General features: G+C 58.5%; 15 protein-coding genes. 9 read left to right on the forward strand and 6 right to left on the reverse strand.

The features are described 5' to 3' along the window. Window positions 1-134: 134 nt before the first annotated feature. Entirely contained in the window at window positions 135-1,445 is a 1,311-nt protein-coding gene (locus tag ACWKV9_RS05940; RefSeq protein ID WP_483835152.1) for an NAD(P)/FAD-dependent oxidoreductase, read from the forward strand. Window positions 1,446-1,682: 237 nt separating this feature from the next. On the opposite strand, the gene ACWKV9_RS05945 is transcribed toward ACWKV9_RS05940, so the two are convergent. Next, entirely contained in the window at window positions 1,683-1,916 is a 234-nt protein-coding gene (locus ACWKV9_RS05945) for a DUF1127 domain-containing protein (protein WP_483835153.1), read from the reverse strand. A 184-nt stretch (window positions 1,917-2,100) separates the two neighbouring features. Here ACWKV9_RS05945 and ACWKV9_RS05950 point away from each other — a divergent pair, with 184 nt between their 5' ends. Next, window positions 2,101-3,522 carry an aminotransferase-like domain-containing protein gene (locus ACWKV9_RS05950; protein WP_483835154.1) on the forward strand — a complete coding sequence of 474 codons (1,422 nt, stop codon included), beginning with the start codon at window positions 2,101-2,103 and terminating at the stop codon, window positions 3,520-3,522. A 66-nt stretch (window positions 3,523-3,588) separates the two neighbouring features. Further along, window positions 3,589-5,169, forward strand: a complete 1,581-nt coding sequence (locus tag ACWKV9_RS05955; protein WP_483835155.1) for a phospholipase D family protein — start codon at window positions 3,589-3,591, stop codon at window positions 5,167-5,169. Here ACWKV9_RS05955 and ACWKV9_RS05960 read toward each other — a convergent pair. Both ACWKV9_RS05960 and ACWKV9_RS05965 read right to left on the reverse strand, forming a co-directional pair. After that, on the reverse strand, window positions 5,166-6,311 hold the full coding sequence (locus tag ACWKV9_RS05960; protein ID WP_483835156.1) for an MFS transporter: 1,146 nt from the start codon (window positions 6,309-6,311) through the stop codon (window positions 5,166-5,168). The genes ACWKV9_RS05955 and ACWKV9_RS05960 overlap by 4 nt on opposite strands. Window positions 6,312-6,519: 208 nt before the next feature. Beyond that, complete coding sequence (locus ACWKV9_RS05965) at window positions 6,520-8,013, reverse strand: aldehyde dehydrogenase (protein ID WP_483835157.1); 1,494 nt, start codon at window positions 8,011-8,013, stop codon at window positions 6,520-6,522. A gap of 261 nt (window positions 8,014-8,274) precedes the next feature. On the opposite strand from ACWKV9_RS05965, the gene ACWKV9_RS05970 reads away from it, so the two are divergent. Further along, window positions 8,275-8,637 carry a cupin domain-containing protein gene (locus ACWKV9_RS05970; RefSeq protein WP_483835158.1) on the forward strand — a complete coding sequence of 121 codons (363 nt, stop codon included), beginning with the start codon at window positions 8,275-8,277 and terminating at the stop codon, window positions 8,635-8,637. 66 nt (window positions 8,638-8,703) lie between these two features. Here the strand turns inward: ACWKV9_RS05970 and rpmG are convergent, their stop codons facing one another. Both rpmG and rpmB read right to left on the reverse strand, forming a co-directional pair. Then, window positions 8,704-8,859 (reverse strand): 50S ribosomal protein L33, encoded by a 156-nt coding sequence (gene rpmG / locus ACWKV9_RS05975; RefSeq protein WP_010225867.1) that lies wholly within the window; start codon window positions 8,857-8,859, stop codon window positions 8,704-8,706. 11 nt (window positions 8,860-8,870) lie between these two features. Continuing rightward, a complete protein-coding gene (gene rpmB / locus ACWKV9_RS05980) occupies window positions 8,871-9,107 on the reverse strand; it encodes a 50S ribosomal protein L28 (protein WP_037016669.1) in 237 nt (78 codons plus the stop codon). A gap of 365 nt (window positions 9,108-9,472) precedes the next feature. Here rpmB and ACWKV9_RS05985 point away from each other — a divergent pair, with 365 nt between their 5' ends. Continuing rightward, complete coding sequence (locus ACWKV9_RS05985; protein WP_483835159.1) at window positions 9,473-11,062, forward strand: ABC transporter substrate-binding protein; 1,590 nt, start codon at window positions 9,473-9,475, stop codon at window positions 11,060-11,062. Between the two features lie 7 nt (window positions 11,063-11,069). On the opposite strand, the gene radC is transcribed toward ACWKV9_RS05985, so the two are convergent. Continuing rightward, window positions 11,070-11,744 (reverse strand): RadC family protein, encoded by a 675-nt coding sequence (gene radC / locus ACWKV9_RS05990; protein ID WP_483835160.1) that lies wholly within the window; start codon window positions 11,742-11,744, stop codon window positions 11,070-11,072. A 134-nt stretch (window positions 11,745-11,878) separates the two neighbouring features. Between radC and coaBC the strand changes: the two genes are divergently transcribed. The 4 genes from coaBC (at window position 11,879) to argB (ending at window position 17,188) form a co-directional block, all read left to right on the forward strand. Beyond that, on the forward strand, window positions 11,879-13,087 hold the full coding sequence (coaBC, locus tag ACWKV9_RS05995) for a bifunctional phosphopantothenoylcysteine decarboxylase/phosphopantothenate--cysteine ligase CoaBC (protein WP_483835161.1): 1,209 nt from the start codon (window positions 11,879-11,881) through the stop codon (window positions 13,085-13,087). Between the two features lie 6 nt (window positions 13,088-13,093). Continuing rightward, the gene (gene dut, locus ACWKV9_RS06000; RefSeq protein ID WP_483835162.1) at window positions 13,094-13,549 is read left to right on the forward strand and encodes a dUTP diphosphatase; all 456 of its coding nucleotides are present in this window, start codon (window positions 13,094-13,096) and stop codon (window positions 13,547-13,549) included. Window positions 13,550-13,657: 108 nt separating this feature from the next. Further along, window positions 13,658-16,258 (forward strand): phosphomannomutase/phosphoglucomutase, encoded by a 2,601-nt coding sequence (locus ACWKV9_RS06005; protein ID WP_483835163.1) that lies wholly within the window; start codon window positions 13,658-13,660, stop codon window positions 16,256-16,258. A 24-nt stretch (window positions 16,259-16,282) separates the two neighbouring features. After that, window positions 16,283-17,188: an acetylglutamate kinase gene (gene argB / locus ACWKV9_RS06010; protein WP_483835164.1), complete on the forward strand. Its 906-nt coding sequence runs from the start codon at window positions 16,283-16,285 to the stop codon at window positions 17,186-17,188. Window positions 17,189-17,371 lie beyond the last annotated feature (183 nt).

Here is a 17,371-nt window from a genome sequence, read left to right on the forward strand (position 1 = left end):
TACCGAAAGAAGAAGCCGGGATTTTCCCCCATCTGAGTCCGATGTGACAGCGACGCCGCACCCCGCTTGCCCGCCCGCCGACTCGCGGCTACCCTCCGTAAAATTTTTAAAACACAACTCTTGGGATAAACCACATGAACGCCCGCGTTCAGCGCCCCGCCGACACCGAGCACGCCGCTTCGTATTACGCCGCCACGAGCCACCCGCAGCCCGATCATTCGGCCTTGGCAGGCAATCTCACTGCAGATGTCTGCATCGTGGGCGGCGGTTTTTCCGGGCTGAACACAGCCATTGAACTGGCGGAGCGCGGGTTGAGCGTTGTGTTATTGGAAGCCCGGAAGATTGGTTGGGGCGCTAGCGGTCGCAATGGCGGGCAGTTGATTCGCGGCGTTGGTCATGGTGTCGAGCGTTTCAAGAATGTCATCGGCGATGAAGGAGTTCACCAGCTCAAAGTGATGGGGCTCGAAGCGGTGGAAATCGTGCGCCAGCGGGTCGAGCGATACGCCATCGAGTGTGATCTGACTTGGGGTTATTGCGATCTGGCGAACAAGCCGCGCGAACTGGCACATTTTGCCGAGGACGCCGAAGAGCTGCGCAGCCTGGGCTATCGGCATTCGTTGCAGCTGCTGAGCAAGGAGGAAATGCCCAGCGTCATCGGCTCGGACAACTACGCCGGTGGCATGATCGACATGGGCTCAGGGCACTTGCATCCGCTGAACCTGGCATTGGGCGAAGCGGCAGTTGCCAGATCCCTCGGCGTGCAGATTTTTGAGCACTCGCCGGTGATTCGAATGGAATACGGCGCCGAGGTCCGCGTTCACACAGCGCAGGGCTCCGTCCGCGCCAAAACTCTGGTGCTGGGATGCAACGCCTATCTCAATGATCTGGACCACCAACTCAGCGGCAAGGTATTGCCCGCAGGTAGCTACATCATCGCCACCGAACCCTTGAGCGAAGAGCAGGCGCATCAGCTTTTGCCGCGCAACACGGCGGTGTGTGATCAACAAGTAGCCGTGGATTACTTTCGGCTCTCGGCGGATCGGCGGCTGTTATTTGGGGGGGCGTGTCATTACTCCGGCCGCGACCCGCAGGACATCGCGGGCTACATGACGCCGAAGATGCTCAAGGTTTTCCCGCAACTGGCCGGGGTGAAGATTGATTACCAATGGGGGGGCATGATCGGCATTGGCGCCAACCGCCTGCCACAGATCGGACGGCTGAAGGATCATCCCAATGTCTTCTACGCCCAGGCCTATGCGGGCCACGGTCTGAACGCGACGCACCTGGCCGGTAAATTGTTGGCCGAGGCCATCAGTGGCCAGCACAGCGGCGGCTTTGAACTGTTCAACAAAGTCCCGCACATGAACTTCCCCGGCGGCAAACATCTGCGCTCGCCGTTGTTGGCGCTAGGGATGTTGTGGCATCGGTTGAAGGAATTGCGCTGAAGCAAAACTGCTGTAGGAGCGCGCTTGCCCGCGAAGAGACCATTACACCAGGCAGATTTATTTCGGCTGTGCTGACGCATTCGCGGACAGGTCCGCTCCCACGAGTCTGCATCCGGTCAAAAGATAGGTAGCGCTTGAGACTCAATGTAGGAGCGCGCTTGCCCGCGATTGCGGTGTGACCGGCGAGAACCCTGTCGCAGGCAAATCCCAATCGCGGGCAAGCGCGCTCCTACGGACTTACTCCCTCCAAAACGGCTTCAGCCCCTCTTCCCGCGCTTGCTCTGCGGTCAGGCCAACGTCTTTCAACTGATCGGCGTTCAAGCTCAGCAGCGCCTGGCGTGTCGCTCGCCGATGCTGAAACAGTGCCCAGCGGCTGAGGTTGCGCGGGTAGCTCGTCTTCACCGAGCGAGCCTGCCCGTCTACCAGCTCCTGGCCGTAAAGCGCTAACCGCACATCGCTCAACCCGTTCATGTTCCTGCACCTCATCATGTGTTCATGTTTTCATGTGGCTTCATGATGGGCGCCAACGCAAAACCATTACAGACTCAAAAAACAGGAATATTTTTCATACAGATGACGCCAACTGAGCGCTGAATGGTGTATTTTGGCGCCATCTGTATTGGCTGAACCATAGAAAGATTACTGGGAGGTCGCCATGACCCTGTACGTCAACCTCGCTGATCTGCTCGGCTCGCGCATTGAGAACGGCTTTTATCGCCCTGGAGATCGCTTGCCGTCAGTGCGGGCGTTGAGCATTGAACACGGTGTCAGCCTAAGCACGGTGCAGCAGGCGTATCGGCTGCTGGAAGACAACGGGCTGGCCTCCCCCAAGCCAAAATCAGGGTATTTCGTTCCTGCCGGGCGCAGGGCTCCGGCCCTTCCGGTGGTAGGACGCCCGGCACAAAGGCCTGTTGATATTTCCCAGTGGGACCAGGTCCTGGAATTGGCAAGCGCCACGCCCAACCCTGACGTCATACAGTTCGCACGCGGCATGCCAGACATCACCAGCCCGACGCTGCGCCCCTTGACGCAAGCGCTGGGCAAGATCAGTCGGCGCATGGACATGCCGGGGCTGTATTACGACAACATCTACGGCACTCAAGTCCTGCGTGATCAGGTCGCGCGCTTGCTTCTGGATTCAGGGACCAACGTGGGACCAGAGGATCTGGTGATTACCACTGGCGCGCAGGAAGCGTTATCCGTGAGCATCCGCTCTGTCTGCCAGCCGGGGGATATCGTGGCCGTGGATTCACCAAGCTTTCATGGAGCGATGCAAGCGCTTAAAGGCCTTGGCATGAAAGCCCTGGAAATCCCTACTGACCCCATCACCGGCATCAGCATCGAAGCGCTCGAACTTGCCTTGGAGCAGTGGCCGATCAAGGCCATACAGTTGACCCCCAATTGCAACAACCCGCTGGGATACATCATGCCGGAGGAGCGCAAGCGCGCGCTGCTCACCCTCGCACAGCGCTATGACGTGGCGATCATCGAAGACGATGTATACGGCGATATTGCCTACACCTACCCACGGCCGCGCACGATCAAATCCTTCGACGAAGATGGCCGCGTCCTGCTGTGCAGTTCGTTCTCGAAAACACTGGCGCCAGGATTGCGCGTTGGCTGGGTGGCGCCGGGACGGTATCTGGACCGCGCGCTGCACATGAAATACATCAGCACCGGCTCCACCGCGACCCAGCCGCAACTGGCGATTGCCGAATTTCTCAAAGACGGTCATTACGAGCCGCACATGCGCCGAATGCGCGCCCAGTACCAGCGCAGCCGCGATCAGATGACGGACTGGGTTACCCGCTACTTTCCTGAGAGCACGCGGGTCAGTCGTCCACAGGGCGGCTTCATGTTGTGGATCGAACTACCGGACACATTTGATTCCCTGCGACTGAATCGCGCGTTGCAAGGCCAAGGCGTACAGATTGCGGTCGGCAGCATATTTTCAGCATCCGGCAAATACAGAAACTGCCTGCGCATGAACTTCGCAGCCAAGCCTACCCCCCAGATCGAGGACGCAGTGCGCAAGGTCGGAGCAGCGGTCTCGAAACTAATGATGCAAACGGATTGACCAGTGGTTAACTTTTTCCGGCCAGATGCTGTCATATCGCCGTGATGTGACTTCTGGACGAATCCGTTGACCTATAAATGGGCCACGCCCTACTTGCTGTTCTGTGCCCTCTGCGTCAGCGGATGCGCCCACACCCCGCCTGCTGGCGTGCCGACTCAGGCACTGCCTGCGGCAGATTCGTCATTTGGTCGTTCGATCATGGCGCAGGCCAAACCCTATGAGGGGAAGTCAGGCTTTCGCTTGCTGCCCAACAGCACAGAAGCCTTCATGGCCCGCGCCGAGCTGATCCGCAACGCCAAGACCAGCCTGGATCTGCAGTACTACATCGTGCATGACGGGCTCAGCACCCGGGCGCTAGTGGACGAACTGCTCAAAGCAGCCGATCGCGGCGTGCGCGTGCGCATCCTGCTGGATGACACCACCAGTGATGGTCTGGATCAGGTCATCGCTACCCTCGCCGCCCATCCCAACATTCAGATTCGCTTGTTCAATCCGCTCAACCTGGGCCGCAGTACAGGCGCCACACGCAGTCTGGGGCGCTTGTTTGACCTGTCGCTGCAACACCGGCGCATGCACAACAAATTGTGGCTGGCCGATAGCGCGGTGGCCATCGTCGGCGGACGAAATCTGGGCGACGAATATTTTGATGCCGAGCCGAATCTGAACTTCACCGACATCGACATGCTCAGCGTCGGGCCCGTGGCCGAGCAACTGGGTCACAGCTTCGATCAGTACTGGAACAGCAGGCTGAGCACTCCCATCGACAATTTCGTGTCGTGGCGGCCTGACGCAAAGGATCTGACAGAAGCCCGGAAACGTCTGGCCGAATCGCTGGAGCAATCCCACGAGCACAACAAGGCGCTGTATGAGCGATTGATGGCCTACAAGGACCATCCACGCATGAAGACTTGGCTCAACGAACTGATCTGGGCCCACAACCAGGCGCTGTGGGACGCGCCGACCAAAGTGCTATCGCAAGGCGAACCTGATCCGCACTTGTTGCTGACCACGCAACTGGCGCCTGATCTGTTGGGCGTGCATCGGGAGTTGATGTTGATCTCGGCTTACTTCGTGCCGGGGCAACAAGGCTTGGTTTACCTGACAGGGCTGTCGGATAAAGGTGTGGCGGTCAGCCTGCTGACAAACTCGCTGGAAGCCACCGACGTGCCCGCCGTGCATGGCGGCTATGCGCCGTATCGCAAGGCATTGCTGGCCCACGGCGTGAAGCTGTTCGAGCTGCGTCGACAGCCCGGCGATGTGGGGAACTCCGGCGGAAGCGGACCGAAGTTCTTCAAAAAGGGTTCGTTCACCGGAGGTTCGGATTCAAGTCTGCACAGCAAGGCGATGATCTTTGACCGGCAGAAGGTCTTCGTCGGCTCGTTCAATTTCGATCCGCGCTCGGTGCTGTGGAACACCGAAGTCGGCGTGCTGGTGGACAGCCCGGAACTCACTCAATACCTGCGCGAGCTGGCGCTACAGGGTATGTCCCCGGCGACCAGCTATGAGGCCAAGCTGGAGAATGATCGCGTGGTGTGGGTGACTGAAGACAACGGCAAGATTCATACGATCTACCAGGAGCCCGGTGACTGGTGGCGGCGCTTCAATGCCTGGTTCGCCACGACCGTAGGCCTTGAGCGCATGCTTTAGGCGGCTACCGGCTCAACGCCAAACGCGCGCCGACGTTGCGAAAGGATCACCAGCCCCAATGCTCCCGCGGCCATCAGCAACGGCAATGCCTGACCGCTGATCCACTGGCTCCCTGCCCCCGCCAGCAGCGGGCCGAGCAGGCAGCCAATGCCCCACAGTTGCGCGACGTGAGCATTGGCGCGGACCAGCGCGTCGTCGCGATATCGCTCGCCAATCAGGATCAGCGACAGGGTGAATAACCCGCCCGCGCTGGCACCGAACAGCACCCATAGCGGCCAGATCAGCTGCGTGTTGACCAGCAGCGGAATCAACAAACTCGCCACCATCAGCGCCAGCGCACAGCCGGAAAACAGCTTGCGTCGGGACACGCGATCGGCCAGCGCGCCGATGGGCAATTGCAGCAGTGCATCGCCCACCACGACCGTGCTGACCATCGCCAAAGCGATTTCCGGAGTAAAGCCCTGTTGCAGGCAATACACAGGCAGCAGCGTCAGAATCATCGCCTCAAACCCGGCGAACAGCGCGATGGCCCACGCGATGGCGGGCAGTCGCGCACAAAAACCCCACAAATCTCCCAGCGTAACGTTGGCTGAATGCGCGCTCGGCGCACCCGTACGTCCCAGCAGCAACAATGGCGACGTCGCCAACAGGGCCGTTCCTACCCAAAAACCATAGTCGGCGTCAGTGCCGACGAACCCGAGCAGTATCGGACCTGCCAGCTGACTCAGGGCGTAGCTGCTGCCATACAGGGCAACCAGCTTGCCGCGCAGGCGTTCGATCACCAGTTGGTTGATCCAGCTTTCACCGAGGATGAAGACAATGGTCAGGATCACTCCGAGCATCAGCCGCAGCACCAGCCAGATCCAGTAATTGGGCAGCAACGCGAGCAATCCGACCGAGATCGAGCCGCCCCACAGACAAAAGCGCATCAGCGTTGGCGTGCCCAGCCAGGCCGCTAGCCGACTGGCCAAGCTGGCGCCCATCAATACGCCAATAGCGGGCATCGCGGCCATGACACCGATGGCGAACGCGCCGTAACCCCACGCCTCAAGCCGCAACGACACCAGCGGCATGCTGACGCCCAGCGCCAACCCGACGCTCAAGACTGAGGCCAGGACGGCGAAATACGTACCCCAACGCATTACTGCGCTCCTGTGGTTTTAAAGGAGAGAGACAAAACAGCCGGGTTTTCGTGGGAAAACCCGGCTGTGCGTCACTGCTGTCGTCAGATCCCGTGGGAGCGGACCCGTCCGCGAAGAGGCCGTGACTGACGCTGGATGATCATCGCCTGTACGTTCGCATTCGCGGACAAGTCCGCTCCCACAGGTTTAATACCGCCGCACTGACTTTTTACAACTTGATCCAGGTCGCCTTCAGTTCAGTGTACTTGTCGAACGCATGCAGCGATTTGTCGCGGCCATTACCTGACTGCTTGAATCCACCAAACGGTGCAGTCATGTCGCCGCCGTCGTATTGGTTGACCCACACGCTACCGGCACGCAACGCTTTGGCCGTCAGGTGTGCCTTGGACAGATCAGCCGTCCATACCGCAGCAGCGAGACCATAAGGCGTGTCGTTGGCAATCTGGATCGCCTCTTCGGCAGTATCGAAGGTCAACACCGACAGTACCGGACCGAAGATCTCTTCCTGGGCGATTTTCATGGCGTTGGTCACACCGTCGAAAATCGTCGGCTCGACATAGGTACCGCCCGTTTCCTGCAAGATCCGCTTGCCACCCGCGACCAGCTTCGCGCCGTCGGTATGGCCGGATTCGATGTACGAAAGCACGGTGTTCATCTGCTGGGTGTCGACCAATGCGCCCACGTTGGTGGCCGGATCAAGCGGGTTACCTGGCTTCCAGGCTTTCAGCGCCTCGATCACCATGGGCAGGAATTTATCTTTGATCGAACGCTCGACCAGCAATCGCGAACCCGCAGTACAGACTTCGCCCTGGTTGAACGCGATAGCGCTGGCGGCCGATTCAGCGGCGGCTTGAAGGTCCGGCGCGTCGGCGAATACGATGTTGGGGCTCTTGCCGCCAGCTTCGAGCCAGATGCGCTTCATGTTCGATTCACCTGAGTAAATCAACAGCTGCTTGGCGATTTTGGTTGAACCGGTGAACACCGCAGTGTCCACGTCCATATGCAGTGCCAGCGCTTTGCCAACCGTATGACCGTAGCCTGGCAGCACGTTGAGCACGCCGGCCGGAATGCCTGCCTCAATCGCCAGTTGCGCGACACGAATTGCAGTCAGCGGGGATTTTTCCGACGGCTTCAGGATGACCGAGTTGCCGCTAGACAATGCAGGGCCCAGTTTCCAGGAGGCCATCAGCAACGGGAAATTCCACGGCACGATGGCAGCAACGACGCCGATTGGCTCACGCGTAACGAGGCCCAGCTGGTCGTGCGGGGTGGCGGCCACTTCGTCGTAAATCTTGTCGATGGCCTCGCCGCTCCAGCTCAACGCTTGCGCGGAGCCCGGAATGTCGATGCCGTAGGAATCGCTGATCGGCTTGCCCATATCAAGGGTTTCGAGCAGCGCCAGTTCTTCGATGTTTTCTTTGATGAGGGCAGCAAAACGCAGCATCGCAGCTTTACGCTTGACCGGCGCCAAGCGCGACCAGACACCAGAATTGAAGGTAGTGCGGGCGTTTTCAACAGCCCGCTGAGCGTCGGCAGCATCACAACTGGCGACGTGGGCGAGAAAACGGCCATCGACCGGGCTAATGCAGTCAAACGTGGCGCCAGCCGCTGCGTCAGTGTATTCACCGTTGATGAAAGCACGGCCTTCGATTTTCAAATCCTGGGCGCGTTGTTCCCAGTCAGCATGAGTCAGGGTCGTCATGAAACATTCCTCCTCTTGTGAATCAGGGCGCGCCCGGGCGTACATGAACCGCGCCGCAGGACTCGCCCAAACGTTGTGCCGAATCGGCCAAAGGCATTTGCCACCCTAAACCAGCATCCGGGTAATTTCCAATATATTGGACACAAACCCCAAAAACGCTGCCACTTCGTGCATTTTATTCAACACATTACTGCGGCACTATCATATGGCTTGCCCCTCCAACGCTGAACGCCATCGCATCCTCCAGGAGCCAGAGAAATCATGAGTATCGAAAGCATCGTCGACTTCAGCGCTGTCAGCACCGAAGCCGAACGCTATCGCCCGGCAGCCGAAAAGGTCCTCAAGGGAGATCCTGAGCAAACGCTGTACAACCATTACAACAGCCCCTGCGGACAAATGAGCGCGGGCGTTTGGGAAGGTGAACCAGGCCAATGGAAAGTCAGTTACACCGAACACGAATACTGCGAAATCGTACAAGGCGTATCGGTTTTGCGTGACGAAAACGGCAATTCCAAAACTTTGCGCGCAGGTGATCGTTTCGTGATCCCGGCTGGGTTTACGGGCACCTGGGAGGTGCTGGAGGCATGCCGAAAAATCTATGTGGTGTTTGAGCAGAAGTCTTGACCGCTAAACGTCACCCACAAAAAAGCCCGCATCGCTGCGGGCTTTTTCGTAAGAGGCAAAAATCAGTTACTTGATTTTGGCTTCTTTGTAGATCACGTGCTTACGAACAACCGGATCGAATTTTTTAATTTCGATTTTGTCCGGAGTAGTGCGCTTGTTCTTGTCAGTGGTGTAGAAGTGGCCGGTGTTAGCGGTCGACACCAAACGGATCAATTCACGCATGATTCTCTCCCTTAGACCTTAGCGCCAGCACGGCGAATTTCAGCCAGAACGACTGTAATGCCACGCTTGTCGATGATGCGCATGCCTTTAGCAGATACGCGCAGACGTACAAAACGTTTCTCTTCTTCAACCCAGAAGCGGTGATGCTGCAGGTTTGGCAGGAAACGACGACGGGTTTTGTTGTTTGCGTGGGAAATGTTATTCCCAGTCACCGGACCCTTACCGGTAACTTGACAGACTCTCGACATGCCTCAGCCCTCTAAAACCACATGCCCAACCCGGCATGGGTTGGCCGCTTAATCTCTCAGTCATTTGGCGCCAGGCGCCGCGTTTCTTCAGGGGTCTTACCGGCCACACCTACGATGAAGGAAGCGGGCCCCTAGAAAAGAGCGCTGCTTTATACCAGAAACCCCCCAATGCAACAACAGCCATCACGCTTTCAATACAGAAAACGCTGCGCAATTAGCCTGACAGAGCCAGCCCCCATGGGTGCAGCGCAAATCTACCACTCGTCGCGTCAGACTGATTGTTCTGCGCCAGTGCATAGTCTAGGGTAACTCCCTCACCAGACTGCGCCAGCAGATGGCCCCTACTGATCAGCAGGAACATCGCCATGCGTCTCGCCTTATTGCCTTTTTTGCTTGCGCCCCTGTTCGCTCCAGTGATGGCCCAAGCCGCTACAACGCTGAGCGTTTGCACCGAAGCCAGTCCAGAAGGATTTGACGTGGTGCAGTACAACTCGTTGACCACCACTAACGCCTCTGCCGACGTGCTGATGAACAGGCTGGTGAACTATGACGCCGACACCCGCAAGCTTGTGCCTAGCCTTGCCGAGAGTTGGACCGTCTGGCCAGACGGTTTGACCTACGATTTCAAGCTGCGCAGCGGTGTGAAGTTTCATTCCACCGACTATTTCAAACCCACTCGCACGCTCAATGCCGATGATGTGGTGTACAGCTTCCAGCGCATGCTTGATCCGGCGAACCCCTGGCATAAGGTGGCCGTACAAGGCTTCCCACACGCGCAATCAATGCAGTTGCCAGCGCTGATCAAGAAAATAGAGGCGCCGGATGCCAACACTGTGCGCTTCACCCTCGATCACCCGGATGCGACTTTCCTGGCAACGCTCAGCATGGGCTTCGCCTCGATTTATTCTTCTGAGTACATGGCACAGCTCATGAAAGCGGGCACGCCGGAAAAGCTAAACAGCCAACCGATCGGAACAGGGCCGTTTATCTTCAAGCGCTTCCAGAAAGACGCGGTCGTACGTTACGAGGCCAATGCGGACTACTTCGCTGGTAAACCAGGCGTCGATGCACTGATTTATGCGATCACCCCGGATGCCAACGTTCGCCTGCAGCGGATCAAGCAAAACGAATGTCAGGTAGCGCTTTCACCCAAGCCTCTGGACATCGCCGAGGCCAGTAAAGACCCTGCGTTGAAAGTCGAAAAGACTGACGCATTCATGACCGCCTTCCTGGCCATCAACAGCCAGCACCCGCCGCTGGACAAGCCCGAAGTGCGCCAGGCGATTAACCTGGCGTTTGATAAAGCGACCTACCTGAAAGCGGTGTTCGAAGACTCCGCCAAAGCCGCGAACGGTCCGTTCCCGCCTAACACCTGGGGTTACGCCAGCGACCTGCCGGGCTATAAGCTCGACGTCGCCAAGGCCAAGGAGCTGCTGGCCAAAGCAGGCTTGAAGGACGGGTTCAGCACAACGATCTGGACACGACCGACCGGCAGCACATTGAATCCAAACCCCAATCTGGGCGCACAGCTGCTGCAAGCAGATCTGGCAAAAGTAGGCATAAAAGCCGAAATCAAAGTGATCGAATGGGGTGAACTGATTCGCCGCGCCAAGGCCGGTGAACACGACCTGCTGTTCATGGGCTGGGCCGGGGATAACGGTGATCCTGATAACTTCTTGACGCCGCAATTCTCATGCGCGGCCGTGAAATCAGGAACCAACTTTGCGCGCTTCTGCAATGCCGATCTGGACAAGCTGATCAGCGAAGGCAAGACCACCAGCGATCAAGACAAGCGCAGCAAGATCTATCATCAGGCCCAGGCAGTGATCCAGCAGCAGGCGCTGTGGCTGCCGTTGGCGCATCCAACTGCCGCCGCACTGACCCGTAAAAGCGTCGTGGGTTATTCGGTCAGCCCGTTCGGGCGGCAGGATTTTTCGAAGGTGACGGTCAAATAAGGCTGCGCTACATCAACCCACTTTCCGCCATTGACAGTGGATCACCGTCCCCAATGATCAGGTGATCCAGCACTGAAACGTCAACCAGCGCCAGCGCCTCCTTCAGGCGCTGCGTCAGTTTCAGGTCTGCCTGACTGGCGTCGGTGATGCCGGAGGGGTGGTTATGGCAGAGGATCAGGCTGGCGGCGTTGTTGGCCAAGGCCCGCTTGACCACTTGACGGGGGTAGACCTGCGCGGTGTTGATTGATCCGTAAAACAATACCTCGAAGGTCAACACCCGGTGCTTGTTGTCCAGGAAAAGGCACCCAAACACCTCGTGCGGTTCGTGCCTGAGCAATGCCTTGAGATAGTTGCGCACCTGAAGCGGATTTTGCAGGGCAGAGTCGCGCTTGAGGGATTCGGCCATGTGCCGGCGCGACATCTCCATAACGGCTTGCAACTGAGCGTATTTCGCAGGTCCAAGGCCCAATTCGCTGCTGAAAGTATTAAGACTGGCATCAAGCAGGGCGCGCAGGCTACCGAACTGATTGAGCAGATGCCTGGCCAGATCAACTGCACTGCGCCCCGCCACGCCAGTCCGCAGAAAAATAGCCAGTAATTCTGCGTCCGAAAGGCTCGCGGCCCCCCGCTCAAGCAGCTTTTCTCGCGGGCGTTCGGCCACGGGCCAATCACGAATACTCATAGCACCTCCATGTGTGTGGGCGCCGCTGTTCCCGTGCGGTCGCTGTGCTATCTTAGCCCATCTTTTTTGCGTGACGATCAGGCCTGGGGAGGCGTTTTGATTGCCGCGTGTTAACTCGACCAAAAGGCAGGCCTATGCAGCGGCTGTATCGGAAACGCATCGTTCTCGGCGTGGGCGGCGGCATTGCGGCCTACAAGAGTGCCGAGTTGGTCCGCCGCTTGCGCGACCATGGTGCCGAAGTGCGCGTCGTCATGACCAAGGGCGGCGCTGAGTTCATTACCCCGCTGACCATGCAGGCTTTGTCCGGGCATCCGGTTCATATTGATTTGCTCGACCCGGCCGCCGAGGCAGCCATGGGACATATCGAACTGGCGAAGTGGGCCGACATGGTGTTGATCGCGCCCGGCACCGCCGACTTGCTCGCCCGCCTGGCCCAAGGCATTGCCAACGATTTGTTGACCACCGTGGTGCTCGCCACAGATGCCATCGTCGCCGTCGCCCCCGCCATGAACCAAGCGATGTGGCGCGATCCGTCGGTGCAGGCCAACATCAAGCAGCTTGAAGACCGCGGTCTGCGCATGTTCGGTCCGGCCAGTGGCAGTCAGGCGTGTGGCGACGTAGGTTACGGCCGCATGCTCGAACCCAATGATCTGGCGCAATCTGCCGCCGATTGCTTCCAGCGTCTGTCGCTGACTGGCAAGCACGTGTTGATTACCGCTGGGCCGACCCAGGAAAACATCGATCCGGTGCGATACATCACCAATCATAGTTCCGGAAAGATGGGGTTTGCATTGGCCCAGGCCGCCGCCGAAGCCGGTGCGCGAGTGACGCTGATTACAGGCCCCGTTCATTTGCAGACGCCTGATCGGGTGTCCCGAATCGACGTTGTCAGCGCCCGAGACATGCTCGCCGCTTGCGAAGCTGCAATGCCATGCGATTTGTTCATCGCCTCCGCTGCGGTTGCCGACTACCGTCCAGAAGTCGTCGCGCCACAGAAGCTCAAGAAAGACCCTACGAACGGTGACGGCCTGTTGCTGCAGATGGTCCGCAATCCGGACATCCTCGCGACGATCGCCCAGCGCAACGACCGCCCCTTTAGCGTGGGTTTTGCCGCCGAAACCGAACACCTGCACGATTACGCTGCACGCAAGCTCAAGGACAAGAACCTTGATCTGATCGTCGCCAATGATGTCGCCAACCCCAGCATTGGCTTCAATAGCGAAGAGAATGCCTGCAGCGTGATCGACCGGGCGCTGCACGAAACGCTATTTGCCCAAACCAGCAAGGCCAAGATCGCGCGCCAGCTGGTGACCTTTATCGCCGAACGAATGACCCAGGTTTAATCACGTATGCATGCTCTACAAGCCAAGATCCTCGACCCCCGCATTGGTAACGAATTCCCACTACCCGCTTACGCCACCCCCGGTTCTGCCGGACTCGATCTGCGCGCCATGCTCAAAGAGGATACGGTTCTGGAGCCCGGTCAAACGCTGCTGATCCCAACCGGCCTGTCGATCTACATCGGCGATCCAGGCCTTGCTGCACTGATTCTTCCGCGCTCGGGGCTGGGCCACAAACACGGCATCGTGCTGGGCAATCTGGTCGGCCTGATCGACTCTGACTACCAGGGCGAACTGATGGTCTCGTGCTGGAACCGTGGCCAGACTGCTTTCAACATCGCCATCGGCGAACGCCTTGCACAGTTGGTCCTGGTCCCCGTGGTGCAAGCTCATTTCGAACTGGTGGAAGCCTTCGATGAAAGCCAACGCGGCGCGGGCGGTTTCGGTCACTCCGGAAGCCACTGAGCCTGACGGGCTGAGCAGCCAATTGCAGTATTTGAGCAGTGTTCGCCGCCGCTAATGACACGGCGACCTTCAAATCGATTCAGGGTCAGTTGAGCAGGGAGAGTTCAGGTGAAAGGCATCAAGCGCAGCGCGAAGGCGTCCGCTCGTACGGATAGCACTGAAGTTCCGGGCAAGGATTCCAATCTGAGCTTGTCCACGCCTGGCCTGATGCCTTCGGTCATCGGACTGATTGCCGCTGCGATTCTGGTATGGCTTGGCCTGCTGAGCCAACCGCAACAGCATGATCAACTGGCCCAGGCGTGGGGCAGCGCGCAGGCTGGCGCGGTCAACAAAGCACTGCAACAAATCCGCGCCGACACCATGGCCGCCGGTCAGGATGCTGCCCTGTCTCAGACCCTGCAAAGTAACGATCCAGCCCGCATTGCCAATGCTCAGACCTCGCTGAGGTTTCGTGATGGCGTGGTGGGCTCACGTCTTATCCCGCCTGGCTTCAATGAGGTCGATAATCAGCGCGCCTTGCCCGTCAACTTCGCTACTCTGGACATGCTCAGCAAGGCCACCAAAGGCGAAGCTCCTGCACCTGAAGCACGAAAAGTGGGCGACGCGTGGCTGATCTACAGTGCCGCTCCCCTGCGGTCCGCCCCAGACGCGCCCGTTCTGGGTACGTTGCTGCTCGCCTTTTCACCCCAGCGCCTGCTTAATGCTTTGCCGCAAATCCCCGATAATGTCGGACAGATTGAGCTAAGCCAGCAATTCGGCACTGCCGCTGCGCAGCCATTCCTGTCCCGAGGGCAAGGCGATGGTAGCCAGCCGCAGGGCTTTGACACCGGATTCGCCAACTGGAAGCTGCAGTTCACTCCCGGACCAGCTCTGCACGCATCGCCGGCGTACTGGATGCTGATTCTGGCCGCGCTGGTTGCGCTGGGCGGCATGTTGTTGGGTCTCTATCTGAATGAAAGCGCCTTTAAACGCCGGGTCGCCGGGGACGCCAGGCAGCTGGATCAGCTCATCCAAGAACTCTCCGGTGGAAAAGCCGTCAAATCCTTCGGTTTGAGCTTGCCGGCCCTGAATGGACTGGCCCAGACCCTGGCCAGATTCTCGCTGCGCAACCAGCCCGCGGCCTCAACGGCCACAGCGCACCCCAGCGACTCGACAGCATCGAACGGTTTTCTGACTGGCAGCGATACCCCATCGGCAATCGATGCAAAACACACCGAGCCTTCCGGCCCGCTGTTTCAAGACACCGACATTCTGGACATCGACATTCTCGACGAAAATCTGGACTTCATGAGATCGGAGCACCCTCAAGCCATGAACAGCACAGCCTCCACCGCCCCGCAATTTCCTGACAGCATCTTCCGCGCGTACGACATTCGCGGTGTGGTCGGGGATACGTTGAGCGCTGAAACAGCCTACTGGATTGGCCGTGCCATCGGCGCTCAAAGCATCGAACAAGGTGAACCCAACGTTTCCGTGGGCCGCGACGGTCGCCTTTCAGGCCCGGAGCTGGTACAGCAATTGATTCAAGGGCTGCATGACGCAGGCTGCCACGTCAGCGACGTCGGTCTGGTGCCTACACCCGCTCTTTACTACGCCGCAAACGTGCTCGCGGGTAAAACCGGTGTGATGCTGACCGGCAGCCATAACCCCAAGGACTACAACGGTTTCAAGATCGTCATCGCTGGCGATACCCTCGCCAACGAGCAAATCCAGGCCATTCACGACCGAATCAAGAGCAACAACCTGCCCGCCACAAAAGGCAGTATCACCCAGGTCAATATTCTCGATCGCTACTTCACGCAAATCAAAGACGACATCGTCCTGGCGCGCAGACTCAAAGTCGTGGTGGATTGCGGCAACGGCGCGGCTGGCGTCATCGCGCCCCAACTGATTGAAGCGCTGGGCTGCGAAGTGATTTCGCTGTTCGCTGAAGTCGACGGCAACTTCCCGAACCATCATCCGGATCCGGGCAAGCTTGAAAACCTTCAGGATCTGATCGCCAAGGTCAATGAAACCGGCGCCGATCTGGGCCTGGCATTCGACGGCGACGGCGACCGAGTGGGTGTTGTGACCAACAAGGGCAACGTGGTCTACCCTGACCGCCTGCTGATGCTGTTTGCCCTGGATGTTCTGAAACGCAATCCCGGCGCTGACATCATTTTCGACGTCAAATGCACCCGCCGCCTGACGCCTCTGATCCGCGAGCATGGCGGTCGTCCGGTCATGTGGAAAACCGGTCATTCCTTGATCAAAAAAGAAATGAAGAGAACCGGCGCCCTATTGGCTGGCGAAATGAGCGGCCATATCTTTTTCAAGGAGCGCTGGTTCGGTTTCGACGACGGCATCTACAGCGCGGCACGCCTGCTGGAAATTCTCAGCCAGGAATCGCAGAGCGCGGACGACCTGTTTGAAACTTTCCCGAACGATATTTCGACGCCTGAAATCAACGTCAAGGTGACCGACGTCACCAAGTTCACCATCATCCAGGCGCTCGAGAAAGACGCGCAGTGGGGCGATGCCAAGCTGACCACTATCGACGGCGTACGTGTCGACTATCCGAAGGGCTGGGGCCTGGTTCGAGCTTCCAATACCACGCCAGTGCTGGTATTACGCTTCGAAGCTGAAACAGAAGAAGAATTGCAGCGCATCAAGGACGTGTTCCACGCTGAGCTGAAAAAAGTCGCACCGGACCTCGACCTTCCTTTTTGATCAAATTTTTTGAGTGGAGCCCAAATGACCCTCGAACGTGATGCCGCGACTAATGCCGCCAAGGTCCTCTCCGAAGCGCTGCCTTATATCCGACGTTTTGTCGGCAAGACATTGGTCATCAAATACGGCGGCAACGCCATGGAGAGCGAGGAGCTGAAGACAGGCTTTGCGCGCGACATCGTGTTGATGAAAGCTGTAGGCATCAACCCGGTGGTCGTCCACGGCGGCGGCCCGCAGATCGGCGATCTGCTCAAGCGCCTTTCTATCGAGAGCCACTTCATCGACGGGATGCGCGTCACTGACGCTCAGACCATGGACGTCGTTGAGATGGTGCTGGGCGGCCAGGTCAACAAAGAGATCGTGAACCTGATCAACCGCCATGGCGGCAGCGCCATCGGCCTGACCGGCAAGGACGCCAATCTGATCCGGGCCAAGCGCCTGACCGTGACACGCCAGACCCCGGAGATGACCAAGCCGGAAATCATCGATATCGGCCAGGTGGGTGAAGTGGTCGGCATCAATACCGACTTGCTGAACATGCTGGTCAAAGGCGACTTCATCCCGGTTATCGCGCCGATTGGCGTAGGCGCCGATGGCGAGTCTTACAACATCAACGCCGACCTGGTTGCAGGCAAAGTCGCCGAAGCCTTGAAAGCCGAAAAGCTGATGCTGCTAACCAACATCGCAGGCTTGATGGACAAAAACGGCGAAGTGTTGACCGGGCTTACCACTGAACAGGTCAACGGCCTGATTGCCGACGGCACGATCTACGGTGGCATGCTGCCGAAGATCAAATGCGCGCTGGAGGCGGTTCAAGGTGGTGTCACAACGTCGCACATCATTGACGGCCGGGTGCCAAACGCAGTGCTGCTGGAGATCTTCACCGATACCGGTGTGGGCACCCTGATCAGCAACCGCAAGCGTCACTGATTGATTGGCACTGAACGACCCCGGCCGGTCCTGCACCGTTCGGGGTTTTTTGTGCCTGTCTCATCAAGCTAAATGCCTTCCAGTTATCCCGACACACGTCACAGAACCGTCCTACTCCTCGCGTCGACTCCAACGACATCGCTGACTCCAGGTTTTAAACAACGTGAATGCTCGCTTTTCACT

Source organism: Pseudomonas corni, from assembly GCF_057128765.1.

Bases quoted from the DNA above. Each gene is read 5' to 3' on its own strand.
- coaBC (WP_483835161.1), top strand. From the start codon at position 11,879: ATGCAGCGGCTGTATCGGAAACGCATCGTTCTCGGCGTGGGCGGCGGC.
- rpmB (WP_037016669.1), bottom strand. From the start codon at position 9,107: ATGTCGAGAGTCTGTCAAGTTACCGGTAAGGGTCCGGTGACTGGGAAT.
- ACWKV9_RS05970 (WP_483835158.1), top strand. From the start codon at position 8,275: ATGAGTATCGAAAGCATCGTCGACTTCAGCGCTGTCAGCACCGAAGCC.
- ACWKV9_RS05940 (WP_483835152.1), top strand. From the start codon at position 135: ATGAACGCCCGCGTTCAGCGCCCCGCCGACACCGAGCACGCCGCTTCG.
- argB (WP_483835164.1), top strand. From the start codon at position 16,283: ATGACCCTCGAACGTGATGCCGCGACTAATGCCGCCAAGGTCCTCTCC.
- ACWKV9_RS05950 (WP_483835154.1), top strand. From the start codon at position 2,101: ATGACCCTGTACGTCAACCTCGCTGATCTGCTCGGCTCGCGCATTGAG.
- ACWKV9_RS05960 (WP_483835156.1), bottom strand. From the start codon at position 6,311: ATGCGTTGGGGTACGTATTTCGCCGTCCTGGCCTCAGTCTTGAGCGTC.
- ACWKV9_RS05985 (WP_483835159.1), top strand. From the start codon at position 9,473: ATGCGTCTCGCCTTATTGCCTTTTTTGCTTGCGCCCCTGTTCGCTCCA.
- ACWKV9_RS05945 (WP_483835153.1), bottom strand. From the start codon at position 1,916: ATGAACGGGTTGAGCGATGTGCGGTTAGCGCTTTACGGCCAGGAGCTG.
- rpmG (WP_010225867.1), bottom strand. From the start codon at position 8,859: ATGCGTGAATTGATCCGTTTGGTGTCGACCGCTAACACCGGCCACTTC.
- dut (WP_483835162.1), top strand. From the start codon at position 13,094: ATGCATGCTCTACAAGCCAAGATCCTCGACCCCCGCATTGGTAACGAA.
- ACWKV9_RS05965 (WP_483835157.1), bottom strand. From the start codon at position 8,013: ATGACGACCCTGACTCATGCTGACTGGGAACAACGCGCCCAGGATTTG.
- radC (WP_483835160.1), bottom strand. From the start codon at position 11,744: ATGAGTATTCGTGATTGGCCCGTGGCCGAACGCCCGCGAGAAAAGCTG.